This is a genomic window from Amycolatopsis viridis, from assembly GCF_011758765.1.
Classification (GTDB): Bacteria; Actinomycetota; Actinomycetes; order Mycobacteriales; family Pseudonocardiaceae; genus Amycolatopsis_E; species Amycolatopsis_E viridis.
In genome coordinates, this window is sequence record NZ_JAANOU010000001.1 from 174,330 (window position 1) to 198,886 (window position 24,557).

A 24,557-nucleotide genomic window follows, 5' to 3' on the forward strand; every position below is an offset into this window, starting at 1 on the left:
AACGGAGAGAAGACTACAACACGCCTTCTACTCGCGTTCCGACAGGGTCACCTCAAGGCCGCCGGCCAGGTCGGCGGACACGTTGTAGATGAACGCGCTCACCGTGGCCAGCGCGGAGAGCAGCACGATGTTGATCGCGCCGAGGATGGCCGCGATGCCGAACACCCGGCCGGCGCTGATGAGCGACTCGCTGGTCGCGCCGGCGCCCTCGCCGGACACCAGGGACGAGTACGTGCCGTTCAGCTTGTCCCAGACGCCCATGCCGTCGAGCACCGTGTAGAGCACCCCGACAGCGACCAGCCAGATGAAGAACAGGGCGACCCCGAGCACCAGCGACAGCTTCAGCACCGACCACGGGTCGAACCGCTTGATCTGCAGGCTCGCGCGTCGTGGGCCGCGGCCGGGGCGGCGCAGCGCGCTCGGCGACGAACGCCCCTTGGTGCCGGCACTGGCCACGCTCACCGTCTCCTGCCCCCTCAACCCCGACAACGCGTCGTCGCGCGTCGCGGGGTTGCCGAACAGTCCCTGCGCCGCCGACCCGGTGACGACGGGCTGGTCGTCACCGTTCGAGTACAGCACAGTTCTCTCGGCCTGGCCTTCCGGCGACCACCCGTCGCGGTAACCGCCGCCCGCCTGCTCGGTGGTCGTGCTCTGGCCGGCGTCACGGCTCAGCCGCTGCCAGGGTGGCGTGCCGGCGTCACCGCTTCGCGCACCGTGCTGTTCGGGGTTCTCCGGTGTCGTCACTTAGCTCTCTTCCGGGACGGGTTCGGTTCCTCCGTTGCCTTCACCATTACCGACGCCCGAGGGCTCGTCGGCGTTGCGCGCCACGGCGAGGAGAGTCGTGCCCTCGCCGAGGTTGATCAGCCGCACACCCTTGGTCTGCCGGCCTGCCTTGCGCACCTGGTCCGCCGGCGTGCGGATGACACCGCCGCTGGAGGTGATGGCGTAGAGCTCGTCGTCGGCGTCGACGATGAGCGCCCCCACCAGCCTGCCACGCTTGTGGTCGTGCTGGATCGTCAGCACACCCTTGCCGCCGCGGCCCTGCACCGGGTAGTCCTCGATGGGCGTGCGCTTGGCGTAGCCGCCGTCGGTGGCAACCAGCAGGAACTTGTCCGGCTTGACCACGTTGAGGGCGAGCAGCTCGTCACCGTCGTTGAACCGCATGCCGAGCACGCCGGACGTGGCCCGGCCCATCGGCCGCAGCGTCTCGTCGGTGGCGTGGAAGCGGATCGACTGGCCCTCCGCCGACACCAGCAGCAGGTCGTCCTCCGGCCCGGCGAGGACGGCGCCGACCAGCTCGTCACCCTCACGCAGGTTGATGCCGATCAGGCCGCCGGAGCGGTTGGAGTCGAACTCGCTCAGCCGCGTCTTCTTGACCAGGCCCTTCCGGGTGGCGAGCACCAGGTACGGGGCGACCTCGTAGTTCGGGATCTCGATGATCTGCGCGATGGTCTCGTCCGGCTGGAACGCGAGCAGGTTCGCCACGTGCTGGCCGCGCGCGGCGCGGTTCGCCTCGGGCAGTTCGTACGCCTTGGCCCGGTAGACGCGGCCCTTGTTGGTGAAGAACAGGATCCAGTCGTGCGTGGAGCAGACGAAGAAGTGCTGGACGATGTCGTCCTGCTTCAGCTGCGCGCCCTGCACGCCCTTGCCGCCGCGGCGCTGGGACCGGTACAGGTCGGTCTTGGTCCGCTTTGCGTAGCCCGTGCGCGTGATGGTGACCACCACGTCCTCGACCGCGATCAGGTCCTCGACCGACACCTCGCCGTCGAACGGGATGATCTGGGTGCGCCGGTCGTCGCCGAACTTGTCGACGATCTCGGTCAGCTCGTCCTTGACGATCTGCCGCTGGCGCTCCGGCTTGTCCAGGATGTCCTGCAGGTCGGCGATCTTCAGCTCGATCTCGGCCAGCTCGTCGACGATCTTCTGGCGTTCCAGCGCGGCCAGGCGGCGCAGCTGCATGTCCAGGATCGCGGTGGCCTGGATCTCGTCGATGTCGAGCAGCTCGATCAGGCCGGTGCGGGCCTCGTCCACGGTGGGCGACCGCCGGATCAGGGCGATCACCTCGTCCAGCTGGTCCAGGGCCTTGACCAGGCCGCGCAGGATGTGGGCGCGTTCCTCGGCCTTGCGCAGGCGGAAGCGGGTCCGCCGGACGATGACCTCGATCTGGTGCTTGACGTAGTGCCGGACGACCTGGTCCAGCCGCAGGGTCCGCGGCACGCCGTCGACCAGGGCCAGCATGTTGACGCCGAAGTTGTACTGCAGCTGCGTGTGCTTGTAGAGGTTGTTCAGCACGACCTTGGCGACCGCGTCCCGCTTGAGCGTCACCACGATCCGCATGCCGCGGCGGCTGTTGGACTCGTCGGCGATGTCCGCGATGCCGGTCAGCTTGCCGTCGCGGACCAGGGTGGCGATGTTCTCCACCAGGTTGTCCGGGTTGACCTGGTACGGCAGCTCGGTGACGACGAGGGTCGTGCGGCCCCGCGTGTCCTCCTCGACCTCGACCACGGCGCGCATCCGGATCGAGCCGCGGCCGGTGCGGTACGCCTCCTCGATGCCGGAGGTGCCGAGGATCAGGCCCTTCGTGGGGAAGTCCGGGCCCTTGATCCGCTGCATCAGCGCGGCGAGCGTCTCGTCGTCGCCGGCTTCCCAGTTGTCCAGCGCCCAGACCACGCCGTCGGCGACCTCGCGCAGGTTGTGCGGCGGGATGTTGGTCGCCATGCCGACCGCGATACCCGAGGTCCCGTTGACCAGCAGGTTCGGGATCCGCGCCGGCAGGACGTCCGGCTCCTGGGTGCGACCGTCGTAGTTCGGCGAGAAGTCGACGGTCTCTTCCTCGATGTCCCGCAGCATCTCCATGGCCAGCGGGTCGAGGCGCGACTCGGTGTACCGCATGGCTGCCGCGGGGTCGTTGCCCGGCGAGCCGAAGTTGCCCTGGCCGTCGATCAGCGGGTACCGCATCGACCAGGGCTGAGCCAGGCGCACGAGCGCGTCGTAGATCGCCGAGTCGCCGTGCGGGTGGTAGTTGCCCATCACGTCGCCGACCACGCGCGAGCACTTGTTGTACCCGCGTTCCGGCCGGAAACCGGAGTCGTACATGGAGTAGAGCACGCGGCGGTGCACCGGCTTGAGGCCGTCGCGCACGTCCGGCAGCGCCCGCGACACGATCACGCTCATCGCGTACTCGATGTAGGAGCGCTGCATCTCCTGCTGGATGTCGACCGGCTCGGTGCGGTCGTGTTCCGGCGGCAAGGTTTCCGTCATGAGGTCCTTCTACTGACGAATGGGCGGGGCGGAGGCGGGGTGCGCTACACGTCGAGGAAGCGGACGTCCTTGGCGTTGCGGGTGATGAACGATCGCCGGGCTTCGACGTCCTCGCCCATCAGAACGCTGAACAGCTCGTCCGCGGCGGCCGCGTCGTCCAGCGTGACCTGCAGCAGCAGCCGGCGGGACGGGTCCATCGTGGTCTCCCACAGCTCCTCGGCGTTCATCTCGCCGAGACCCTTGTACCGCTGGATCGCGTCGTCCTTCGGCAGCTTGCGGCCGGCCTCGGCGCCGGCGGCGATCAGGCCGTCGCGCTCCTTGTCCGAGTACGCGTACTCCGGCTCCGACCGCGGCCACTTGATCTTGTACAGCGGCGGCTGCGCGAGGTAGACGTGACCGTGCTCGATCAGCGGGCGCATGAACCGGAACAGCAGCGTCAGCAGCAGCGTGCGGATGTGCTGGCCGTCGACGTCGGCGTCGGCCATCAGCACGATCTTGTGGTAGCGCAGCTTCGAGATGTCGAAGTCGTCGTGGATGCCGGTGCCCAGCGCGGTGATCAGCGACTGGACCTCGTTGTTCTTGAGCACCCGGTCGATCCGGGCCTTCTCCACGTTGATGATCTTGCCGCGGATCGGCAGGATCGCCTGGAACCGCGACTCCCGGCCTTCCTTGGCCGACCCGCCCGCGGAGTCACCCTCCACGATGTAGAGCTCGCACTCCTCCGGGTTGGTCGACTGGCAGTCCTTGAGCTTGCCGGGCAGGCCGCCGATTTCCAGCGCGCCCTTGCGACGGACCAGGTCGCGCGCCCGGCGGGCCGCCATCCGCGCCTGCGCGCTGGACAGCGCCTTGTTGATGATCGTCTTGGCCTCGGCCGGGTTGCGCTCGAACCAGTCGGACAGCCACTCGTTGGTCTTGGACTGGACGAACGACTTGGCCTCGCTGTTGCCCAGCTTGGTCTTGGTCTGGCCCTCGAACTGCGGCTCGGCCAGCTTGATCGAGATGATCGCGGTGAGGCCCTCGCGCACGTCGTCGCCGGAGAGGTTCTCGTCCTTGTCCTTGAGGAGTTTCTTGTCCCGCGCGTAGGCGTTGACCACCCGGGTCAACGCGGCGCGGAAGCCCTCCTCGTGGGTCCCACCCTCGTGGGTGTTGATGGTGTTGGCGAAGGTGTGCACCGAGGGCGTGAACGAGTTGTTCCACTGCATCGCGACCTCGACCTCGAGGCCTTCGCCCTTGGCCTCGAAGCAGATGATGCTCGAGTGGATCGGGTCCTTCGAGCCGTTGATGTGCTTGACGAAGTCCTCGAGCCCGCCCGGGTAGTGGTAAACGCGGTCCTTGACCCGCGCCTGCTTGCCGTCGGCGTCGGCCTCGGTCTCCTCCTCGGTGACCCGCTCGTCGCGCAGCGTGATGCTCAGGCCCCGGTTCAGGAAGGCCATCTCCTGCAGCCGGCGCGACACCGTCTCGGCGTTGTACGTGGTGGTCTCGAAGATGTCCGGGTCGGCCCAGAAAGTGGTGCAGGTGCCGGTGCCCTCGGCGGGGCCGAGCTCCTGCAGCGGGCCGGGCTTGGAGTGGTCGTAGTGCTGACGCCACCGCTTGCCGTCGCGGCTGACCTCGACGTCGAGCGCCGCGGACAGGGCGTTCACCACGGAGACGCCGACACCGTGCAGGCCGCCCGACACCGCGTAGCTCTCGCTGTCGAACTTGCCGCCGGCGTGCAGCACGGTGTGCACGATCTCCAGCGTCGACTTCTTGTGGACCGGGTGCTCCTCGACGGGGATGCCGCGGCCGTCGTCGACGACGCGGACGCCGCCGTCGGGCAGGAGGGTGACCTCGACCTTGGTGGCGTAGCCGGCCATGGCCTCGTCGACCGAGTTGTCCACGACCTCCCAGATCAGGTGGTGCAGGCCACGTTCGCCGGTCGAGCCGATGTACATGCCGGGTCGCTTGCGGACCGCCTCGAGACCCTCGAGCACCGTGATGGAGGACGCGTTGTAGTCGTTCTGCTGAGCTGCCACGGGCCTGCTTTCTCCTCAGTCTTGCCCAAGGGACTCCCCACTCGGGTTCATTCTACTTGCCAAGCTTCGCTGGCATGCGGCAAGGACACCCCTGATTTCGTCACAGAGGCGCGAACGCGAGTGCGGACGGGTCCGGCGCTATCTGGCGGGGGTCGAACGGCGGTACGGCGCGCTCAGTCACCCATAGGTGTCGCGTGGCCCGCGACCGGGTATGTGCCGCGCGCCCTTGCGCCAGCTCGGGGCGGTCGGACCGTGGATCCGCATCCGCTTGACCACACCGTGACCGACGCCCGCCGCGATCTTGGCGATGAGCTGGCCCTGCAGCAGGCGCAGCTGGGTAGCCCACGCCGTCGAGCTGGCCCGGACGGACAGCTCGCCGTCCTTGAGCGCGACGGGCTGCGCGTGCTCGGCGACGTCCTCACCGACGAGCCGGGCCCACTCGCCGAAGACGCGGCTGCTGGTCACGCGCTCCTGCCAGCCGCGTTCGGAGACCAGCCGGTTCACCAGCCGGCCCAGCGGCTGGGGGTCGCGGGCGTCCGGGCCCGGGCCCGACCAGCGGCGGCGGCGCGGGTTCTGGCCGCCGAGCTCGATCTTGCGGCGGCCGGGCTCGGTGCCGCGGGCGTCCGCCTTGGCGCGTGCGGCGGCCAGTGCGGAGCGGACGAGGTCACGTCCGGTAGGGTTCTCGTTCGGCCCAGCCGGAAGATCACGGTCCGTGTCTGATCCACTCGTCTGGGGCATCTGCGCTGGTTCTGACTCGGTCGAAGATCGCTCGTTCGGCCGCTTGGTCACACGCGGCGATAACGCGTTCACCGTGTTATCCACACTATCCACAGACTTGTCCCCAGATCGGTGGGTAACTGGTGTGGTCCCGGTCACTCCGCGTCGATCGTCAGGCACGTTTCACCTCCCCGTCGGCGACGGCGAACCGGATCCCGTCCAGTTCCGCGGGCACGTCCTCGTCCACCGCCGCGGTGACCAGCACCTGTTCGGCACCCGCGGCCACCTCCGCCAGCCGCGATCGGCGCCGCCGGTCGAGCTCGGCGAAGACGTCGTCGAGCAGGAGCACCGGTTCCCCCGCCTCCCGTCGGAGCAGCTCGTAGGAAGCCAGTCGCAACGCGAGCGCGAACGACCAGGATTCCCCATGGCTCGCGTAGCCCTTCGCCGGGGCCTCCCCCAGGACGATCTCCAGCTCGTCGCGGTGCGGGCCGACCAGGCTGATCCCCCGTTCCAGCTCCTGCTGGCGCACCTGCGCCATCGCCGCCGTGAGGATACCGCTCAGCACCTCCGGCTCGGCCCGCTTGCCGTCCGGCACCCCGTAGCCCTCGGGCAGCGCCGCCCCGAGGCTGGAGCGGTAGGCGATCTTCGCCGGCCGCGAGTCCGGCGCCACCCCCGCGTAGGCCGCGGTGGTGTGCGGTCCGAGGTCGGCCACCAGGTCCAGCCGCGCGGCGAGCAGCTGGGCACCGACCTCCGCCAGGTGGTTGTCCCACACCTCGAGGGTCGACAACGCGTACGGGTCGTCGCGCGCGCCCCCCTTCTTCTTGCCCGCCGTCTTCAACAGTGCGTTGCGCTGCTTGAGGACCCGCTCGTAGTCGGCCCGCACCCCGGCGTACCGGGGCGCGCGCTGCACCAGCAGCTCGTCCATGAACCGGCGGCGTTCACCGGGGTCGCCGCGCACGAGCGCCAGGTCCTCCGGGGAGAACAGCACGGTGCGCAGGATGCCGAGGATGTCGCGCGGCTTGCCCACCGCGCCCCGGTTGACGCGGGCGCGGTTGGCCCGGCCGGGGTTGATCTCCAGCTCGACGGTCAGCTCGCGGTCGTCGTTGACCACGGCCGCCCGCACGAGAGCCCGCTCACACCCGTGCCGCACCAGCGGGGCGTCGGTGGCGACCCGGTGCGAACCCAGGGTCGCCAGGTAACCGAGCGCCTCCAGCAGGTTGGTCTTCCCGTGGCCGTTCTGGCCGACGAGCACCGTCGGCCCCGGGGTGAGCGGCAGGTCCGCGTGCTCCCACGACCGGAAGTCGGTGACCTGCAAGTGCCGTACGTGCACGGCGGAGTGCCTACTCGCCGGCCTTCTTCACGGCGTGCCCGCCGAACTGGTTGCGCAACGCGGCCACCGCCCGCATGGCGGCCGAGTCCTTCCGCCGCGAGGCGAACCGCGCGAACAGCGCAGCCGAGATGACCGGCGCGGGCACCGCGTGGTTGATGGCTTCCTCCAGGGTCCACCGGCCCTCGCCGGAGTCCTCGACGTAACCCTCGAGGTCGTCCAGCTCCGGGTCCTCGTCCAGCGCGCGGACCAGCAGGTCGAGCAGCCAGGAGCGGACCACGGTGCCGCGCTGCCAGCCCTTGATCACGGCCGGTACGTCCTCGACGACGTTGGCGGCCTCGAGCAGCTCGAAGCCTTCGGCGTAGGCCTGCATCAGGCCGTACTCGATGCCGTTGTGGACCATCTTCGCGTAGTGGCCCGCCCCGACCGAGCCCGCGTGGGAAAAGCCCTCCTCGCGCGGGCCGTCCGGGCGCAGCGCGTCGAAGATCGGCATCGCGCGCTCGACGAGTTCCTTGTCGCCGCCGACCATCAGGCCGTATCCGTTGTCCTTGCCCCACACGCCACCGGAGACACCGCAGTCCAGGTAGCCGATGCCCTTGGCGGAGAGCACCTCGGCGTTGTGCTTGTCGTCGGTGAACCGCGAGTTGCCGCCGTCGATCACCAGGTCGCCCTCGGCGAGCAGGTCACCGAGTTCGGCGACGGTGTCCCGGGTCGGTCCACCGGCGGGCACCATCACCCAGACGATGCGCGGAGCGTCCAGTTTGGACACCATGTCGGCGAGCGAGGACGAGTCCGAGACCGCCTCGTTGCGGTCGTAACCGACCACCTCGTGCCCGGCGGCGCGCAGCCGCTCGCGCATGTTGAAGCCCATCCGGCCGAGGCCGACCAGTCCCAGCTGAACCATGGAACTCCCCTTCGTGCGTGCTTCCGTCGCGGTCAGCCGGGTAGGCGGACCGGCATCAGTAGGTAGAGGTAACCAGGAACGACCTGGCCCTGCTCATCGGCCGGCTTGATCAAAGCCGGACGGTTCGGGGTGGTGAAGGTCAGCTCGGCCCGGTCGTGGTGCAGCGCGCCGAGACCGTCGACGAGGTAACCCGGGTTGAACGCGATCGTCACCGGCTCGCCCTCGTACTCCACCGGCAACTCCTCTTCGGCGCTGCCCTCGTCGTCGCCGCCGGCCGACAGGCGCAGCGAGTTGTCCCCGAACTCCAGCCGCACCTGGGTACCCCGCTCGGCCACCAGCGACACACGTTTGATCGCCTCCGAGAGCGGGGACACCTCGATCACCGCGCGGGAGGAGTGCTGGTTCGGGAGGAGCTGCCGGTATGGCGGGAACTCGGCGTCGAGCAGCCGGGTGGTGGTGTAGCGGCCGTTGCCGGACAGACCGAGCAGGCCCTCACCGCTGGCGAGCCCGACCGACACCTTGTTCCCGGCGGTGCCGAGCGACTTGGCCGCCTCCGCGAGGGTGCGGGCCGGGACCAGAACCGCGGCATCGGCCAGTCCGTCGGCCGGCTCCCACGCGAACTCGCGCATCGCCAGCCGGAAGCGGTCGGTGGCGACGAGGGTGAGCGAGTTGCCGGAGATCTCCAGCCGCATGCCGGTGAGCATCGGCAGGGTGTCGTCCTTGCCCGCGGCGACGGCGACCTGGGTGACGGCCTGGCCGAACGCCTCGCCGGCGACCTCGCCCGCGAACGTCGGCTGGGCGGGCAGCTGCGGGTAGTCCTCGACCGGCATCGTCGGGAGGCTGAACCGGGCGCTGCCACAGGTGATGGAGGCGCGGGAGCCGTCGACCGAGATCTCGACCGGCTGGGCCGGGAGCGCCTTGGTGATGTCGGCGAGTAGCCGGCCGGACACGAGCAGACGTCCGCCGTCGGCGATCGTCGCTGGGACGCCGACCGTCGCGGAGACCTCGTAGTCGAAGCCGGAGACGGTGAGCGCGTCGGTGGAGCCGTCCGATCCGGCGTCGAGGAGGACACCGCCCAGGACCGGGACCGGTGGCCTCGACGGCAGGCTGCGTGCCACCCACGCGACGGCGTCCGCGAGCCCGTCGCGCTCGACGCGGATCTTCATGTGCCCATCCTTTCGACAGCCGAGCCCCTCATCGCGGCCCGAGAAGATCGACAAACGTCCCTGGACAGGCCGCGAGGAACGCGCTGACCAGGGATCTCGCAGTGTGGTGTGGCCCGGTGCCGATGTCGCCAACGACGAGCGGGCTGGGTGTGGATACCCACGTTAGAACGTGAGCGGCACCGGCGTCACTCGGGGCAGGCGATTGACTTGTCGACAAGACGACCTTGGTCGGAGCTCTGTCCCCATGTCCACAGCCCCCTGTTTTCCCTCGGAGAGATTTCTTGAGAAGAACCAAGGGCAGTGACAGTAATAGGGGCTGTGGATTCTGGGGACTACTGCCGTCGTCGCAGGTCCGCTCGCGCGGCGGCCTGTGGACATCTGGGGAGAACTTCCGTGGATAGTTTCGGCCGTCCGTGGACAACTTCCGGCCCTCCCCAAATGATCCACAGTTGTCCCCAGCTGTCCACAGATCTGTCCCCAGTTGTGGGGATGTTCGTCCCCATGGCCGCGCACAGACGCGGTCGCCGTAGAACCAGCCTCGTGGGTGACCGCCCACGCGGCATCGATGCGTTGTCGTTACGGGGATCACACATTCCACGCCGCTGCGCGTCCTGCCGCGGCCGCACTCGGTGTCACACAAGCGATTCCGGCTCACGCGGCGACCGGCAGCCGTTCGCCGAGCACCACCGCGCCGGCTTCCCAGCACCGCGACCGTGCGCGGCCAAACCCGCCGCAGCGCGCTGAGGTCGAGCGAGCACGGGATCATCGCCGACAGCACCACGACGTCGAAACCGGCCTGCAGCAAGGAACGGCGGCACGCCCTGGCGACCGTCACGGCGAGCGTGATCCGCGATCCATCCGGGACGTTCGTGCCGGCCTTCCGGTTCAGCACCGGGACACTCCTGCGGCCCGAGGGGCGGCGGGTCCGTCTGACTCCGGCCGCGCTCGTCCTGCTCGACCGCGCGGATTCGCCGGCCGGGCAAGGGGAACACGCCGACGCCGGGCTGATCGCGGGACGGGGGCACGGTGCCGCCGTCAGCTCCGCGGTGCACCGCGGCCGACGGTGCGCGTAAGAAAAGAGGAGAGCGCGGACTGCTACGAGCTGTTGCTCACCGAGGAGGCCGACATCACCGTCGTGCTGCCGACCCAGGCCACGCCGCCCGCCTCGTGCCGAGGTCGCTCCTGGACGCCCCGCAGGATCTCCTTGTCCCGACTGGACATTCCCTGGCGCGGCAGGACGCGGTGTAACTCGCCGACGCCGCGCGCGAGCCGTGAATCCCGAAACCGCGCCACAACGACACCTACGCGTTGCTGCAAGCGGCCTGCGCCGACCCAGGTCTCACGCCCCGCATCGCGCACGAGGCCAAGGAGTGGTTCCCGGTGTCCGCGCTCGTCGCCGCCGGGCTCGGCGTGTGCCTCGTGCCGCGACGGCCCCGCTGCCGCCGCAGCACGAGGTCGTGCGGATTCCCTTGCGCGGCAACCCTCGTCCGTCACGGCGCATCGTCGGCTGCGTGCGGCGGGGAGGCGAAGAGCAGTGGCCGATCGCCCGCGCGATCGCGGCCATCGAAGCGGTGTGCGTGGAACGGGCTACTGGCGGGCGCGCTGCTTGATGCGCGCGGTGAGTTCCTGGACCTGGTCGTAGATCCGCCGCCGCTCGGCCATCTCCTTGCGGATCTTCTTGTCCGCGTGCATCACCGTCGTGTGGTCCCGGCCGCCGAACGTCTGCCCGATCTTCGGCAGCGACATGTCGGTCAGCTCGCGGCACAGGTACATCGCGATCTGCCGCGCCGTGGCAAGCGCTTTCGTCTTGCCCGGGCCGCACAGGTCGTCGACCGTCACGTCGAAGAACTCGGCCGTGGTCGCCATGATCGTCGGCGCGCTGATCTCCGGCGCTTGCGAGTCCGGGATCAGGTCGCGCAGCACGATCTCCGCGAGACCGACGTCCACCGGTTGCTGGTTCAGCGACGCGAACGCCGTGACGCGGATGAGTGCGCCTTCCAGTTCACGGATGTTCGCCTCCACGCGCGAGGCGATGAACTCCAGCACGTCGCCGGGCACGGCGAGCCGGTCCTGGGCCGCCTTCTTCCGCAGGATCGCGATCCGCGTCTCCAGCTCCGGCGGCTGGATGTCGGTGATCAGGCCCCACTCGAACCGCGTGCGCAGCCGGTCCTCCAAGGTCTCCAGCCGCTTCGGCGGCCGGTCCGAGGACACCACGATCTGCTTGTTCGAGTTGTGCAGGGTGTTGAAGGTGTGGAAAAACTCCTCCTGAGTACCTTCCTTGCCTTCCAGGAACTGGATGTCGTCCACGAGCAGGATGTCGATGTCCCGGTAGCGCCGCTGGAACGCGACCTTCCGGTCGTCGCGCAGCGAGTTGATGAAGTCGTTGGTGAACTCTTCGGTCGAGACGTACCGCACGCGCATGCCGGGGAACAGCCGCTGCGCGTAGTGCCCCACCGCGTGCAACAGGTGCGTCTTGCCCAGACCGGACTCGCCCCAGATGAACAACGGGTTGTAGGCGCGGGACGGCGCCTCGGCCACGGCGAACGCGGCCGCGTGCGCGAACCGGTTGGACGCACCGATGACGAACGTGTCGAACGTGTACTTCTCGTTGAGCCGGGTCTTCGACGTCTCGGGCTGTGCGGGGGCGGTGTAGGGCTGACCGGCGCTCGGCTGGCCGGAGAACATCGGCCAGATCTCGTGCGCGGCGGCCAGCGCCTCGCCCTCTTCGTCGACTTCTTCGTCACCGTCGTCCTCGGGGAGGACGGGCTTCACCGGTTCCGGCTGGTGGGGGCGTACGCGGCGCAACGCCGGCAGCATGCCGTCGTCGAGCGGCGGCATCTTCGGCGGCATCACCGGCACCTCGGTGGCGGCCACGGGAGTGGGTTCGGCCGCCGGCGGGCGGCCGGGTGATGGGTAGGGCGCCGGCGGGCCCGCCGGCGTTGGATACGGCGCCGGCGGCGGGGGCGGGCTGACCTCGGCGGTGTCCACCTTCACGGCCAGTGACACGGGGCGGCCGAGGCGGCGCGACAGGGCGTGCGTGATCGGGTCGCGCAGGGCGCGTTCGATGGCTTCCTTGGCGAAATCACTCGGAGCGGCGAGCAGAGCCGTGCCGTCGAGCAGGCCGATCGGGCGGGTGACGCGCATCCAGGCCCGCTGCTGCGGCGACAGCGTTCCGTCCGACAGCTCCCGGACCACCTGGTCCCAGACCACGCCCAGATTCAACTGGTGCTCGGACACCGACCTCGTCCCCTCCCCTCGTCACCCACCGACGACCCACCGAACCCGAAAACCACCCCAGACGGGTAGCTGGCGCACTCTGTCGGCCCCACGCGGCCCCCTCGTGGTCACCGCAGGCAGCAGGTATCCACAGGGTTGTCCACAACTGTGCACTAAATGTACGGCGACCCGCAGTCACTCCACCTGCGGGTGCGAACCTACGCCAGCCAGAGCCTCCACACCTTCCGACGGCGGCGCCGAGCACCTCGACGGGTGACTCAAGAGGAAGACACGCTAACAAAGCTCCGCGCCGTCCCACAAGACACCGTAGGAGCCAGGATTCCATGCCTCACGCCGCGTCGCCACTCGGTACCCCCCAGTGTTTCGCGGGGGCCGGTTGCCGCGGCCCGGAGCGGGGTGCGTACTCTCGATAGGTCTCCCGCGCGCGACGGGTTCATTTGCATGCGCGCGATACGAGACACCCCGAGCCTCTCCGGTGGTTCCAGCGTGCCGCCGGGGTATGTCGAGACCAGGAGTTAGCAGTGAGCAAGGGTAAGCGCACCTTCCAGCCGAACAACCGCCGACGCGCCCGGACCCACGGCTTCCGGCTGCGGATGCGTACTCGTGCCGGCCGCGCCATCCTGTCGGCCCGCCGTCGCAAGGGCCGCGAGAAGCTGTCCGCCTGATCGCGCCCCGTCGAGGTGCGTCGTGCTGCCCCGTGCCGCCCGGTTGCGGCGCAGTGAGGACTTCCGCGAGGTCATGCGCAGGGGTGCTCGGGCAGGCCGGCGTCGCCTCGTGGTGCACGCGGTCCACTCCACCGACCCGTCCGCGGGACTGCCGCGGACGGGTTTTGTGGTGAGCAAGGCCGTCGGCAACTCCGTGGTCCGCCACCGCGTCACCCGGCGCCTGCGGCACCTCGTCCTTCGGCACCTCGGAACCCTGCCACCCGGCAGTTCGTTGGTCGTGCGGGCCCTGCCGCCGGCGGCCACCGCGTCCAGTGCCGAACTCGGTGCCGACCTCGACGCGGCGCTGAAACGGCTGAGCCTGCTCCCGGGCCGCCCGTCGGACGGCTCGGCGACACCCCGGCCCGAGACGGCCGCGGACACGAGGGGCCACGCCGGTGAATGACGCCAGTACGGACGCACCGCAGAAGGTCGAGCGCCCCGGGCCGGTCGCCCGGGTCCTGCTGCTCCCCCTGCGGTTCTACCGCCGCTTCATCTCGCCCTACCTCCCGCCGAGCTGTCGCTTCTACCCCAGCTGCAGCACGTACGCGGTCGAGGCCCTGACCCGTTTCGGCGCCGCGAAGGGCAGCTACCTCGCCCTGCGGCGCCTGTTGCGCTGCGGCCCGTGGACCATGCCCGGCCGTGACCCGGTGCCCGAGGTGTTCTCCTGGCGCCACCGCCGACCTGGTTTGTCAACCGAGGAGTAGCTCAGTGCTCGACTTCATCTACTACCCCGTGTCCTTCATCTTGTGGTGTTGGCACAAGGTCTTCGGGTTCGTCTTCGGGGCCGACAACGCTATCGCGTGGATCCTCGCGATCATCTTCCTGACGTTCACGGTCCGCGGCATCATGTTCAAGCCGTTCGTGAACCAGGTCCGGTCGATGAAGAAGATGCAGGAGTTCGCGCCGGAACTGAAGAAGATCCAGAAGAAGTACGCGAACGACCGGCAGCGCCAGGCCGCGGAGATGCAGAAGCTCCAGAAGGAGCACGGCGTCAACCCGCTCGGCAGCTGTCTGCCGATGCTGCTGCAGATCCCGGTGTTCATCGGTCTGAACTGGGTGCTGCGCGCGTTCTCGATCAACCCGAACCCGGGCCAGCCGAAGACCGAGAACTACTTCTTCAACCAGCAGGGCGTCGAGTCCTACGTCAACGCGAAGCTGTTCGGCGTCAACATCGGTGACGCCATCCACAGCACCAGCATGCTCGGCGGTGTCAACGGCGGCTGGCACTGGGACGTCGCGCCGGTCGCGATCCCGCTGATGATCCTCGCGTCGATCCTGACCCATCTCACGGCACGGCACTCGGCGCAGCGGCAGAACCTGAACCCGGATTCGCTGACGCCGCAGACCGCGATGATGCAGAAGCTGACGATGTACATCTTCCCGCTGGGTGTGCTCGTGTTCGGTGCGTTCTTCCCGATCGGTCTGCTCTTCTACTGGCTGGCGAACAACGGCTGGACCCTGATGCAGCAGCGCCTGGTCTACACGCGGATCGACAAGGAAGAGGCGGAGAAGAAGGCCGAGGCGGCCGAGAAGCGCAACGCGCTCGCTCCGCGCCCGGGGGCGAAGCCGAAGCCGGGTCAGAAGCCGGTGCAGCAGCCGAAGTCGACCGGGGAGGACGCCGCGGCCGGCGACGGCCAGTCGGAGGAGCGGTCGGCGGGGCAGGGTAAGTCGGGTTCGAAGGCCGGTTCTCCACACCGCTTCCCGCAGCAGGGATCACGCCCGCAGAACGGCGCGGGACAGAAGCGCAAGAAGCCGTCGCAGGGCAGCAAGAACTCAGGACCGAAGGGCTCGGGGCAGAAGCGCCGCTGAGCGCTGGGAGCCCGGTGAAAGGAGATGACGATGGCGGAGACGATCGAAACGATCGACGCCGACGACGAAGCGCCCGCTGCCGAGGAGACGAGTTCGTCGACGGAGGACCTGCTGGTCCGCGAGGGCGACATCGCCGGTGACTATCTCGAGCGGCTGCTGGATCTGCTCGACTACGACGGGGACATCGACCTCGACGTGGAGAGCGGCCGCGCGATCGTGAGCATCGACGGCGGAGACGACCTGGAGAAGCTCGTCGGCGGACGCGGTCAGGTGCTCGAGGCGCTGCAGGAGTTGACCCGGCTCGCGGTGCAGCAGGAGACCGGTACCCGGAGCCGGCTGATGCTGGACATCGCGGGCTGGCGTGCGGGCCGCCGTGCCGAGCTGACCGAGCTCGGTCGCACCACCGCCGAGACGGTGAAGGAGACCGGCGAGAAGGTCCGGCTCCAGCCGATGAGCCCGTTCGAGCGGAAGGTCGTCCACGACGCGGTCGCGGCCGTCGGTGGCGTCAAGAGTGAGAGCGAGGGCGAGGAGCCCAAGCGGCGAGTCGTGGTGATGCCGGACGCGTAGGCGTTCGGTGCACACGGAGGCGGCCCACTTCGGTGGGCCGCCTTTTTGTTGCCCGGCGCTCCCCTGTCCGGCGCAGTTTCACGTGAAACCGGCCGCAGTTCCGGTCCCGCCTCCCCGTGATGATGTTTGCGTCGTGGAGAATCGGGAGCGTTGTCGTTTCACGTGAAACCCGGATTGGGGTGGCGAGTGGTTCCGGTGCCCGAGGTGGCGGCGCGAGTGTTCGGTGACGGCCTCGAGCGGGCCGTCGAGTTCGCGGGGATGCTCGAGCGGTACGGGGTCGAACGTGGGCTGATCGGTCCCCGCGAGGTGGACCGGTTGTGGGACCGGCACCTCCTCAACTCCGCGGTCATCGGCGAGCGCATCGACACCGGAGCGAAGGTGATCGACGTCGGCTCGGGGGGCGGCTTCCCCGGAGTACCGCTCGCGATCGCGCGGCCGGATCTGGACGTCGTGCTCATCGAGCCGATGGCGCGGCGTGCGGACTGGCTGAACGAGGTGATCGAAACCCTCGATCTGGACGTGATCGTCGAGCGAGGTCGAGCCGAGGAGAAGGTGCTCCGCAAGCGCATCGGGACCGCCGATGTGGTCACCTCCCGCGCGGTTGCTCCCCTGGCCCGCTTGGCGGCCTGGTGCCTCCCGCTGGTTCGTGAAGGTGGCATGATGCTCGCAGTCAAGGGAGTCAGTGCCCAGGACGAAATCGCTCGTGACGCGTCGGCGGTCGCCCGCGTCGGTGGGGGTGCTCCAGCGGTCTTCGAATGCGGTGTCGGTGTGCTCGATACGCCGACGACCGTGGTGCGGGTGGAGCGCGTGCGCGGTGTGCACGGCCGACGGCGTGCGGGATGACAGGATGGCGTACTGGATGGCTTGCGGAGGCCGGATCAGCATGAAGCGACCCATGTTCCACGTGAAACCAGCAGTGTCGATTGCGGAAAGGTGGCTCGGCCGGTGACCCCGCCTGCGTCAGACTGGACCCCCATTGCGGAAGAAGCCGTGCGCGCCGCCCGCGTGCTGCACCCGGACCCCAACTCCCTCCCCCGCCCGGACCGGCGCCGCGTCCTCACCGTCGCCAACCAGAAGGGCGGTGTCGGCAAGACGACGAGCACGGTGAACCTCGCCGCCGCCCTCGCCGTGCACGGCCTCAAGACCCTCGTCATCGACCTGGATCCGCAGGGCAACGCCAGCACCGCGCTCAACGTGGACCACCGCTCCGGCACCCCCTCCATCTACGACGTGCTCCTGGGGGACCTTCCGCTCGGGGAGGCGATGGCGGTCAGCGAGCAGTCTCCGAACCTGTTCTGCGTTCCTGCGACCATCGACCTCGCCGGCGCCGAGATCGAGCTCGTCGAGATACCGTCCCGTGAGTCGCGGCTCAAGGAAGCTCTCAACGGTGATGTGGTGGACCAGCTCGGTATGGACTACGTCTTCATCGACTGCCCGCCCTCGCTCGGGCTGCTCACGGTGAACGCGATGGTCGCCGCCCGCGAGGTCCTCATCCCGATCCAGTGCGAGTACTACGCGCTCGAAGGGCTCGGCCAGCTGCTCAGCAACATCGAGTTGGTGCAGCGACACCTCAACCCCGCCCTCACCGTCTCGACGATCCTCCTCACCATGTACGACGGCCGCACGAAGCTGGCCGACCAGGTGACCGCCGAGGTGCGCGAGCACTTCGGTGACGTCGTCCTGAAGACCGTGATCCCCCGCAACGTGAAGGTGTCCGAGGCGCCCAGCTACGGCCAGACGGTGCTGGCGTACGACCCGGGCTCGCGGGGTGCGATGAGCTACGTCGATGCGGCACGGGAGCTGGCCGAGCGCGGAACCGGTAACGGAACGAGGAGGGGCATGTTATGACCGAGCGCAGGGGTGGACTGGGGCGCGGCCTGGCCGCGCTGATCCCGACCGGGCCGTCGGCGGGCGAGAACGCGGCTTCGTCGCGTCCGGAGACGCCGCCGCGCAACGGCGACAAGGACTGGTTCACCGCCAACAGCGAGGTCGTACCGGGCGGTGAGGTGGCGGGCGCCGTCTACCGTGAGATCCCGACCAGCGCGGTCAAACCGAACCCCAAGCAGCCGCGGCAGGTCTTCGACGAGGACGCGCTCGCCGAGCTGGAGCACTCCATCCGCGAGTTCGGCCTCATGCAGCCGATCGTGGTGCGGGAGCTGGGCAACGGCGAGTACGAGCTCGTCATGGGCGAGCGTCGTCTGCGTGCCTCGCAGCGGGCCGAGCTCGAACACATCCCGGCCATCGTCCGGCAGACCGCTGACGAGGCGATGCTGCGCGACGCCTTGCTGGAGAACATCCACCGCGTCCAGCTGAACCCGCTCGAAGAGGCGGCCGCCTACCAGCAGCTGCTCGACGAGTTCGAGGTGACACACGAGGAGCTGGCCACGCGGATCGGTCGCAGCCGCCCGGTCATCACCAACACCATCCGCCTGCTGAAGCTCCCCCTCCCCGTGCAGCGCCGCGTCGCGGCTGGAGTGCTCTCGGCTGGGCACGCCCGCGCACTGCTCTCGCTCGAAGACCCCGAGGCGCAGGAGGAGCTGGCCACCCGGATCGTGGCCGAAGGTCTGTCGGTCCGGGCGACCGAGGAGGCGGTGACCCTCAAGAAGAGCGAGGCGCCGGCCAAGCCGAAGGCCGCTCCCCGCAAGCCGTTGCAGGCTCCCGGTCTGCAGGATCTGGCTAACCGGCTGTCGGACACCTTCGACACGCGGGTCAAGGTCGATCTCGGCCGCCGCAAGGGACGCATCGTCGTCGAGTTCGGCTCGATCGACGATCTGGAGCGGATCGTGGCGATCATGGACCCGAATCGGGCGAATCGGGCGGGCGGAACCGATGAGGAATGACACCGGGACGTTTCGTCACGGTGATGATTTGATCTAGTACGAGCACGGGCCGCCTTCCGACCGGAAGGCGGCCCGTGGTGGTTCCGGGGACTAGGCGGACCGGCGGATCGCCCGCGCGACGAGATCGGCGAAGACCTCACCCAACGACGTGCCGGCGGTCTCGATCGCCATCGGCACCGTCGACGTCTCGGTCAATCCCGGCGAGGAGTTCACCTCCAGGAACTGGACGGTGCCGTCGGCGGACACGATCGCGTCCGTGCGGGAGATGTCCCGCAGGCCGAGCAACCGGTGCACGGCGACGGCGAGCTCGCCGACCGCCTTCGCGGACTCCTCCCCCAGCCGGGCCGGGGCGAAGAAGTCGGTCAGTCCGGCGGTGTAGCGCGAGGTGTAGTCGTACACGCCGCTTTCCGGCACGATCTCGACCGCCGGCAGGGCCTCCGGCTCGCCGTCCCGCTCGACGACAGCCACCGCCACCTCGACCCCGTCAACGAGCCGTTCGGCCAGCACGGTGTCGCCGTAGGCGAAGCACCCGACCATCGCGGCCGGCAGTTCGGCGGCGTCCCGCACCACCTGGGCGCCCAGCGCCGATCCGCCCTGGTCGGGCTTGAGGATCAGCGGCAGGCCCAGGTGGTCGACGATCGCGTCCAGCACGCCCTGCGCGCCCAGCTCGCGGAACGTGCTGTGCGGCAGCACGACCCAGTCCGGTGTCGCGTACCCGGCGGCGGACAGCACGGCCTTCGCGGTCGGCTTGTCCCAGGCCCGGCGGCACCCGTGTGAGCTGGTGCCCACGTACGGTACCCGCAGCATCTCCAGGACGGTCTGCACCGAGCCGTTCTCACCCTGGCCGCCGTGCAGCGCCACGACGGCCGCGTCGGGCCGCTCGGAGCGCAACCGGTCGAGCAGGCTCGCGTCGGTGTCCCACTCCTCGACGGTCAGGCCCTGCTCCCGCAGCGCGGCGGACAGCCTGCGGCCGGACCGCAGCGAGACATCGCGCTCATGCGAAAGCCCGCCCGCGAGAACGGCGACGGTCGGCATAACCACGCCGGCACTCTCCTCAATCAGCAGTCTACTGTGGACGCAACAGCGATCAGGCCGTGTCCGGCGACGGAGTCTCCGGCCCGGGGATCGCGCGCATGTGCACGTTACCGAACGTCCGCATCAGGTCCATTTCGGACTCAAGCACGGCGGCGAGGCGCCGCACGCCCTCCTTGATCCGCTCCGGCGTCGGGTAGCAGTACGACAGCCGCATCTGCCTGCTGCCGAACCCGTCCGCGTAGAAACCGGTTCCGGACGCGTAGGCGACCCGGGCGGTGACCGCGCGCGGCAGCATGGCCTTGGTGTCCACGCCCTCGGGCACCGTCACCCAGACGTAGAACCCGCCGTCCGGGTGTGTCCAGCTGCACCCCGGCGGGAGGTACTGCTCGAGGGCGGACAGCATCGCGTCCCGCCGCTCCCGGTAGTTCTCGCGGAAGGTCTTGATCTGGCCCACCCAGTCGTGCGTGGCGAGGTACCGCGACACGATCATCTGGTTGAACGTCGGCGGGCACAGCGTGGCCGACTCCGCCGCGAGCACCAGCTTCTCGCGCACCGCGTGCGGGGCCAGCACCCAGCCGACCCGCAGCCCGGAGGCGAAGGTCTTGGAGAACGAGCCCAGGTACACCACGTTGTCCGGATCCAGTGAGCGCAGCGCCGGGTAGGTCTGGCCGTCGAAGCCGAGCAACCCGTACGGGTTGTCCTCGACCACCAGCACACCGTGCGTGCGGCAGATCGCGAGGATCTCGGCCCGGCGCTCCACCGCGAGCGTCACGCCGGCCGGGTTGTGGAAGTTGGGGATCGTGTAGAGGAACTTGACGCGCTCACCGGCACGTTCGGCGGCGGCGAGGGCCTCCCGAAGCGCCTCCGGCACCAGCCCCGCCTCGTCCATCACGACGTGCACGACCTTGGCCTGGTAGGCGGCGAACGAGCCGAGCGCGCCCACATAGGAGGGCCCCTCGGCCAGCACGACGTCGCCGGGGTCGCAGAACAGCCGGGTGACCATGTCGAGGCCCATCTGCGAGCCGACGGTCACCACGATGTCGTCGGAGTGCGCGGCGATGCCCTCCATCGCCATGACCTCGCAGATCTGCTCCCGCAGCACCGGCACGCCCTGCGCGGAGCCGTACTGCAGGGCGACCAGGCCGTCCTCCGCGATGATCTCGCCGACCTGCGTGGACAGGCTGTCCAGCGGGAGCGCGGCGAGGTTCGGCATCCCACCGGCGAGCGAAACCACCTCGGGCCGGCTGGCGACCGCGAAGAGCGCTCGGATCTCCGACGCCGTCATGCCGGCCGTGCGGGCGGCGTAACGGGCGAGGTGGGGATCGAGGTCGCGGCGGCCGGTGTGCTCGGGTGGGTTCGTCGTCATCGCACTTCGCTCGGTCGAATGGGCAGTTTCCCGAGTGTAACCACTCGTCCTTGTGATATTCCCGGCCTTTCGGCGTGGGTCACAGGCGCCTATTCTCGGATGCGGCCGAGCAGGCTGTGGCGATCCGCCGTGCCCTGCTGCACGTCAGGCCGGCCGCCGCGAATCCGGGGAGGGGATCAGGTGTCGCGTCGAGTCGTGGGCGTCACCCTCGACAACCTGGAACACCTGCCCAAGCACTGCCGCCGGTGCGTGTACTGGGAGCTCGCGCCGCACCTGCGGGCGCAGGCGGAGGAGTTCGGTCAGACCGAGGTCGAAAAGGAGGCCTGGGTCTCCTCGGTGCTGCTGGAGTGGGGTTCCTGCGGCCGGATCATCTACAGCGATTCACTGCCCGTCGGGTTCGTGCTCTACGCGCCGCCGAACCTGGTGCCGCGCTCGATCGCGTTCCCCACGTCCCCGCCGAGCGCCGATGCCGTGCTGCTGACGAGCTTCCAGGTGCTGCCGGAATTCCGTGGTGGCGGGCTGGGCCGCACCCTGGTGCAGGCGGTGGCCAAGGACATGACGCGCCGCGGTGTGCGTGCGATCGAGGCGTTCGGTGACGCGCGGCCGGACGACGCGGACAACGAGCTGCTGGGGCACACCTGCGTGGTGCCCGCCGACTTCCTCAGCGCGGTCGGCTTCAAGACCGTGCGGCCGCACCCGAAGTGGCCGCGGCTGCGCCTGGAGATCCGCTCGGCGCTGTCCTGGAAGGAAGACGTCGAAGCCGCCCTCGAACGACTGCTCGGTCAGGTGAGCATCACCACGGCGGAGCCGAGCGCGGCCCGCGCCTAGACAGAGTTATCCACAGAAACGGTCCACAAGGCAGGGGTCGTCCACAGCTTCCTGTGGATGACTGCTGCCTATTCGGCCTTGGCGAGCTCGTGCGCCAGTACGTCGGCGAAGGTGAACGTACCGGTGGGCTGATCGCCCTCGCCGAGCAGGTACAGCCGCTTCACCGCGATCAGGATGCCCTCGGCCACGATGTCGCGGAACGCCGGGTCGGACAGCTTCGCGCGGTCACCCGGGTTGCTCAGGTAGCCGATCTCCATCCGCACCGCCGGACACCGCGTCAGCCGCAGGATGTCCCACGTCTTCGCGTGCGTCCGGCAGTCCAGCAGACCGGTGCGGGCGGCCACCTCACGTTGCAGGTAGCCGGCCAGCAGCTCACCCACGGTGGACGTGGTGCCAAGGCCGTTGCCGAAGTGGAACGACGCCACACCCTGAGCGTGCGGCGAGGAATTGCGGTCGCAGTGCAGCGACAGGAACAGGTCGGCGCCCGCGTTGTTGGCGAACGCGGCCCGCTCGGCCTCGGCCGGGCCGTTGTCCGGGCCGCGCGAGATCAGGGCCTCCATGCCGGTGGCCTTCATCCGGCCCTCGAGCCGGCGCGCCAGATCCCACACGATGTCGGCCTCGCGCAGCCCGGCGATCTCGACGCCCGGGTCGGCACCGCCGTGACCGGGGTCGATGACGATCCGCTTGCCGCGCAGCCGCGGACCGGACTGGCGAACCTGCTCCTGCTCGCGCAGCAGCACCGGACGCCCTCCCCGGGCACGCGGGGAGAGCTGGCGCAGGGCGCGGACCGTCGCCGGGCCGCAAATACCGTCGATGACCAGGCCGTAGTCGCGCTGGAAGCTGCGCAGCGCCTGCTCCGTCTTCGGGCCGAACACGCCGTCCGGGCGGCCCGCGTCGTAGCCCAGTTCGGTGAGCCGGTCCTGCAGCGTGAACACGTCGTCGCCGTGCACCGGCGCGGAGATCAGGTAGGCCAGCGGCCGGCTGCCCAGGTGGAAGGTCGCGCCACGCAGCACGTGGTAGGTGGCCGACCCGACGACGCCGTCGATGAGCAGGCCACGCCGCTGCTGGAAACCGCGAACGGCCCGTTCGACCTCGTGATCGAACAGGTTGCCGGCGTCCGGCCGGAGCAGGCCGATCGAGGCCAGCATCGACCTGATCTCAGCGACATCGTCCCCGACGTCGCCGCGGCGGAGCACCCGCATGCACTCCTCGCTCTTCCTTGGGCATCGATCAAAAACCGATGCGGCACAAACAGTATCGGGCTAGCCTCGAGTACCCATTCTGCCCTGAGAACTCTCCGTGACCACGTGGGGCCGGTCGGTGCGTCATCCGGGCGGGTGGCATGGAAAGACCCGGGGGGCCGTCCTGGGAAGACGCGCACCCCCGGGTCTGGGTTGCCCGGGTCAGGCGATTACGTCAGACAGATCCGAGAGCAGCGCGGCCTTCGGCTTCGCGCCCACGATCTGCTTCACCGGCTTGCCACCCTGGAACAGGATCAGCGTCGGGATCGACATGACCTGGTAGTCCCGGGCGGTGCCCGGGTTCTCGTCGATGTCGAGCTTGGCGACGGTCAGCTTGTCCTTGTGCTCGGCGGCGATCTCCTCGAGCACCGGGGCGACCATCTTGCACGGCCCGCACCAGGTCGCCCAGAAGTCCACCAGGACCGGCTTGTCGCTGGTCAGGACGTCGTCGGCAAAGGACTGGTCGGTCACCTTGACGGTGTCGGACATTTCATCTCCCTAACTCGGTACGGGCTGGAATCAGTTCGCGGGGCCGTAGCCGCCGCCCACGAGCTCGGGCGCGACCTCGGCGTTCTCGGTGCCGGCGTGTTCGGCCAGCCAGCGCTCGGCGTCGATGGCGGCGGAGCAGCCGGAGCCGGCGGCGGTGATGGCCTGCCGGTAGGTGTGGTCGACCAGGTCACCGGCGGCGAACACACCCGGCAGGTTGGTGTAGGAGGAGCGGCCCTTGGTCAGGACGTAGCCCTCCGCGTCGAGGTCGATCTGGCCCTTGACCAGCTCGCTGCGCGGGTCGTGCCCGATCGCCAGGAAGAAACCGGTGACGTCGAGCACCGACTCCTCGCCGGTGACGGTGTCCCGGAGCTTCAGGCCGGCGACGGTGGTGTCCCCCACGACCTGGACGACCTGCTTGTTCAGCGCCCACTTGATCTTCTCGTTGGCGCGGGCGCGCTCGAGCATGATCTTGGAGGCGCGGAAGTCCTCGCGCCGGTGCACGATCGTCACCGAACGGGCGAACCTGGTGAGGAAGGTGGCCTCCTCCATCGCCGAGTCGCCACCGCCGAGCACCGCGATGTCCTGCTCGCGGAAGAAGAACCCGTCACAGGTCGCACAGGCCGAGACGCCACGCCCGAGCAGTTCCTGCTCGCCGGGAACGTTCAGGTAGCGGGCCGCCGAACCCATGGCCAGGATGACCGCCTTGGCCGCGTAACGCGTGCCGTGCGCGGTGACGTACTTGACGTCACCGTCCAGCTCGAGTTTCTCCACGTCCTCGGCCCGCAGCTCCGCGCCGAAGCGCTCGGCCTGCTTGCGCATCTCCTCCATCAGGTCCGGGCCCTGGATGCCGTCCCGGAAACCGGGGAAGTTCTCGACCTCGGTGGTGGTCATCAGCGCGCCGCCGAACTGGGAACCCTCGAAGACGAGCGGTTCCAGCTGGGCACGCGCGGCGTACACCGCGGCCGTGTACCCGGCCGGACCCGACCCCACGATGATGAGGTTCCGAACGTTTTCCGCTGCCACCCGTAGACCTCCGCTCGTCGTGACCTGCGTA

Annotated in this window: 24 protein-coding genes; 10 read left to right on the forward strand and 14 right to left on the reverse strand. The window is 69.3% G+C overall.

What is annotated here, in order from left to right; genetic code table 11:
* Positions 1-27 precede the first annotated feature (27 nt).
* The 7 genes from FHX46_RS00900 to dnaN all read right to left on the reverse strand — a co-directional run bounded on the left by FHX46_RS00900 (position 28) and on the right by dnaN (position 9,387).
* The gene (locus FHX46_RS00900) at positions 28-744 is read right to left on the reverse strand and encodes a DUF3566 domain-containing protein (RefSeq protein WP_167109758.1); all 717 of its coding nucleotides are present in this window, start codon (positions 742-744) and stop codon (positions 28-30) included.
* Entirely contained in the window at positions 745-3,261 is a 2,517-nt protein-coding gene (gene gyrA / locus FHX46_RS00905) for a DNA gyrase subunit A (protein WP_167109759.1), read from the reverse strand.
* Between the two features lie 44 nt (positions 3,262-3,305).
* Positions 3,306-5,273 (reverse strand): DNA topoisomerase (ATP-hydrolyzing) subunit B, encoded by a 1,968-nt coding sequence (gene gyrB, locus FHX46_RS00910; RefSeq protein WP_167109760.1) that lies wholly within the window; start codon positions 5,271-5,273, stop codon positions 3,306-3,308.
* Between the two features lie 177 nt (positions 5,274-5,450).
* The gene (locus FHX46_RS00915; protein ID WP_167109761.1) at positions 5,451-6,011 is read right to left on the reverse strand and encodes a DciA family protein; all 561 of its coding nucleotides are present in this window, start codon (positions 6,009-6,011) and stop codon (positions 5,451-5,453) included.
* A gap of 151 nt (positions 6,012-6,162) precedes the next feature.
* A complete protein-coding gene (gene recF, locus FHX46_RS00920) occupies positions 6,163-7,320 on the reverse strand; it encodes a DNA replication/repair protein RecF (protein ID WP_167109762.1) in 1,158 nt (385 codons plus the stop codon).
* Positions 7,321-7,330: 10 nt separating this feature from the next.
* A complete protein-coding gene (gnd, locus tag FHX46_RS00925; protein ID WP_167109763.1) occupies positions 7,331-8,221 on the reverse strand; it encodes a phosphogluconate dehydrogenase (NAD(+)-dependent, decarboxylating) in 891 nt (296 codons plus the stop codon).
* 32 nt (positions 8,222-8,253) lie between these two features.
* Positions 8,254-9,387, reverse strand: coding sequence for a DNA polymerase III subunit beta (gene dnaN / locus FHX46_RS00930; RefSeq protein ID WP_167109764.1), 1,134 nt, complete (start codon positions 9,385-9,387; stop codon positions 8,254-8,256).
* Between the two features lie 713 nt (positions 9,388-10,100).
* Here dnaN and FHX46_RS00935 point away from each other — a divergent pair.
* Positions 10,101-10,460: a hypothetical protein gene (locus FHX46_RS00935; protein ID WP_167109602.1), complete on the forward strand. Its 360-nt coding sequence runs from the start codon at positions 10,101-10,103 to the stop codon at positions 10,458-10,460.
* A 22-nt stretch (positions 10,461-10,482) separates the two neighbouring features.
* On the opposite strand, the gene FHX46_RS28720 is transcribed toward FHX46_RS00935, so the two are convergent.
* Positions 10,483-10,608 (reverse strand): hypothetical protein, encoded by a 126-nt coding sequence (locus FHX46_RS28720; protein ID WP_279589415.1) that lies wholly within the window; start codon positions 10,606-10,608, stop codon positions 10,483-10,485.
* Between the two features lie 366 nt (positions 10,609-10,974).
* Positions 10,975-12,624, reverse strand: coding sequence for a chromosomal replication initiator protein DnaA (gene dnaA, locus FHX46_RS00940; RefSeq protein WP_167109765.1), 1,650 nt, complete (start codon positions 12,622-12,624; stop codon positions 10,975-10,977).
* A 521-nt stretch (positions 12,625-13,145) separates the two neighbouring features.
* On the opposite strand from dnaA, the gene rpmH reads away from it, so the two are divergent.
* From rpmH to FHX46_RS00980, 8 genes are all read left to right on the forward strand, one after another.
* Positions 13,146-13,289, forward strand: coding sequence for a 50S ribosomal protein L34 (gene rpmH / locus FHX46_RS00945; protein ID WP_017985946.1), 144 nt, complete (start codon positions 13,146-13,148; stop codon positions 13,287-13,289).
* Between the two features lie 22 nt (positions 13,290-13,311).
* Entirely contained in the window at positions 13,312-13,731 is a 420-nt protein-coding gene (rnpA, locus tag FHX46_RS00950; RefSeq protein ID WP_167109766.1) for a ribonuclease P protein component, read from the forward strand.
* Positions 13,724-14,032: a membrane protein insertion efficiency factor YidD gene (yidD, locus tag FHX46_RS00955; RefSeq protein ID WP_167109767.1), complete on the forward strand. Its 309-nt coding sequence runs from the start codon at positions 13,724-13,726 to the stop codon at positions 14,030-14,032. The genes rnpA and yidD overlap by 8 nt, the downstream gene beginning before the upstream one ends.
* A 4-nt stretch (positions 14,033-14,036) precedes the next feature.
* A complete protein-coding gene (yidC, locus tag FHX46_RS00960; RefSeq protein WP_167109768.1) occupies positions 14,037-15,137 on the forward strand; it encodes a membrane protein insertase YidC in 1,101 nt (366 codons plus the stop codon).
* 30 nt (positions 15,138-15,167) lie between these two features.
* Positions 15,168-15,704 carry a Jag family protein gene (locus FHX46_RS00965; protein WP_167109769.1) on the forward strand — a complete coding sequence of 179 codons (537 nt, stop codon included), beginning with the start codon at positions 15,168-15,170 and terminating at the stop codon, positions 15,702-15,704.
* A 186-nt stretch (positions 15,705-15,890) separates the two neighbouring features.
* Complete coding sequence (gene rsmG / locus FHX46_RS00970) at positions 15,891-16,547, forward strand: 16S rRNA (guanine(527)-N(7))-methyltransferase RsmG (protein WP_167109770.1); 657 nt, start codon at positions 15,891-15,893, stop codon at positions 16,545-16,547.
* A 102-nt stretch (positions 16,548-16,649) separates the two neighbouring features.
* Complete coding sequence (locus FHX46_RS00975; RefSeq protein WP_167109771.1) at positions 16,650-17,552, forward strand: ParA family protein; 903 nt, start codon at positions 16,650-16,652, stop codon at positions 17,550-17,552.
* Positions 17,549-18,544, forward strand: a complete 996-nt coding sequence (locus tag FHX46_RS00980) for a ParB/RepB/Spo0J family partition protein (protein ID WP_167109772.1) — start codon at positions 17,549-17,551, stop codon at positions 18,542-18,544. Before FHX46_RS00975 ends, FHX46_RS00980 begins: the two co-directional genes overlap by 4 nt.
* A 90-nt stretch (positions 18,545-18,634) precedes the next feature.
* Here the strand turns inward: FHX46_RS00980 and FHX46_RS00985 are convergent, their stop codons facing one another.
* Together FHX46_RS00985 and FHX46_RS00990 are read right to left on the reverse strand one after the other, a co-directional pair.
* Positions 18,635-19,585, reverse strand: a complete 951-nt coding sequence (locus FHX46_RS00985; RefSeq protein WP_167109773.1) for a D-alanine--D-alanine ligase family protein — start codon at positions 19,583-19,585, stop codon at positions 18,635-18,637.
* Between the two features lie 46 nt (positions 19,586-19,631).
* The gene (locus tag FHX46_RS00990) at positions 19,632-20,945 is read right to left on the reverse strand and encodes an aminotransferase-like domain-containing protein (RefSeq protein ID WP_167109774.1); all 1,314 of its coding nucleotides are present in this window, start codon (positions 20,943-20,945) and stop codon (positions 19,632-19,634) included.
* A 180-nt stretch (positions 20,946-21,125) separates the two neighbouring features.
* Here FHX46_RS00990 and FHX46_RS00995 point away from each other — a divergent pair, with 180 nt between their 5' ends.
* Positions 21,126-21,773, forward strand: coding sequence for a GNAT family N-acetyltransferase (locus tag FHX46_RS00995; RefSeq protein ID WP_313885982.1), 648 nt, complete (start codon positions 21,126-21,128; stop codon positions 21,771-21,773).
* Positions 21,774-21,841: 68 nt separating this feature from the next.
* On the opposite strand, the gene FHX46_RS01000 is transcribed toward FHX46_RS00995, so the two are convergent.
* The 3 genes from FHX46_RS01000 to trxB all read right to left on the reverse strand — a co-directional run bounded on the left by FHX46_RS01000 (position 21,842) and on the right by trxB (position 24,526).
* Positions 21,842-22,975 (reverse strand): N-acetylmuramoyl-L-alanine amidase, encoded by a 1,134-nt coding sequence (locus FHX46_RS01000; RefSeq protein WP_167109775.1) that lies wholly within the window; start codon positions 22,973-22,975, stop codon positions 21,842-21,844.
* Between the two features lie 201 nt (positions 22,976-23,176).
* Positions 23,177-23,503, reverse strand: a complete 327-nt coding sequence (gene trxA / locus FHX46_RS01005; RefSeq protein WP_167102057.1) for a thioredoxin — start codon at positions 23,501-23,503, stop codon at positions 23,177-23,179.
* A gap of 30 nt (positions 23,504-23,533) precedes the next feature.
* On the reverse strand, positions 23,534-24,526 hold the full coding sequence (trxB, locus tag FHX46_RS01010; protein WP_167109777.1) for a thioredoxin-disulfide reductase: 993 nt from the start codon (positions 24,524-24,526) through the stop codon (positions 23,534-23,536).
* Positions 24,527-24,557: the final 31 nt, after the last annotated feature.

Excerpts from the sequence above, each read along its gene's own strand:
- FHX46_RS28720 (WP_279589415.1), bottom strand. The coding sequence starts at position 10,608 with ATGTCCAGTCGGGACAAGGAGATCCTGCGGGGCGTCCAGGAGCGACCT.
- FHX46_RS01000 (WP_167109775.1), bottom strand. The coding sequence starts at position 22,975 with ATGCGGGTGCTCCGCCGCGGCGACGTCGGGGACGATGTCGCTGAGATC.
- gnd (WP_167109763.1), bottom strand. The coding sequence starts at position 8,221 with ATGGTTCAGCTGGGACTGGTCGGCCTCGGCCGGATGGGCTTCAACATG.
- dnaN (WP_167109764.1), bottom strand. The coding sequence starts at position 9,387 with ATGAAGATCCGCGTCGAGCGCGACGGGCTCGCGGACGCCGTCGCGTGG.
- trxA (WP_167102057.1), bottom strand. The coding sequence starts at position 23,503 with ATGTCCGACACCGTCAAGGTGACCGACCAGTCCTTTGCCGACGACGTC.
- FHX46_RS00965 (WP_167109769.1), top strand. The coding sequence starts at position 15,168 with ATGGCGGAGACGATCGAAACGATCGACGCCGACGACGAAGCGCCCGCT.
- FHX46_RS00915 (WP_167109761.1), bottom strand. The coding sequence starts at position 6,011 with ATGCCCCAGACGAGTGGATCAGACACGGACCGTGATCTTCCGGCTGGG.
- gyrA (WP_167109759.1), bottom strand. The coding sequence starts at position 3,261 with ATGACGGAAACCTTGCCGCCGGAACACGACCGCACCGAGCCGGTCGAC.
- FHX46_RS00980 (WP_167109772.1), top strand. The coding sequence starts at position 17,549 with ATGACCGAGCGCAGGGGTGGACTGGGGCGCGGCCTGGCCGCGCTGATC.
- FHX46_RS00990 (WP_167109774.1), bottom strand. The coding sequence starts at position 20,945 with ATGACGACGAACCCACCCGAGCACACCGGCCGCCGCGACCTCGATCCC.